The organism is Pantoea sp. ME81, assembly GCF_903970985.1.
GTDB lineage: Bacteria > Pseudomonadota > Gammaproteobacteria > Enterobacterales > Enterobacteriaceae > Pantoea > Pantoea communis.
In genome coordinates this window covers 1-364 of record NZ_CAJCKS010000378.1, presented here as the reverse complement: position 1 = coordinate 364, position 364 = coordinate 1, and the positions used below count along the sequence as shown (strand labels likewise).

The following is a 364-nucleotide window of genomic DNA, read 5'->3' as shown; positions in this document are numbered from 1 at the left end:
ACGCAGCTTTATCCGCACCATCCTGATGACTCAACCGTGGACCGAATCCACTGCCACGCCAGAACAGGCGGCACGCAAGCAGGCGATTTCCGATACCTTGCTGAAATGCTTGCAACATCGCACTGGCCTGCACCGTACCCTCTTCGCCTACCAGCGTAGCTCCCGTTCTGCCGTACCCGCTTCGAGCATTGGCGCATCATCCGCCTGCATCGCAGTGGTCAGTTGTTGATACTGTGCCAACGCAGCTTTATCCGCACCATCCTGATGACTCAACCGTGGACCGAATCCACTGCCACGCCAGAACAGGCGGCACGCAAGCAGGCGATTTCCGATACCTTGCTGAAATGCTTGCAACATCGCACTG

The 364-nt window shown here is 57.4% G+C and carries 1 pseudogene; it reads right to left on the bottom strand.

What is annotated here, in order from left to right:
• Positions 1–147: 147 nt before the first annotated feature.
• Positions 148–364, bottom strand: a pseudogene (locus H7A81_RS27480) (hypothetical protein); the annotation flags it as partial.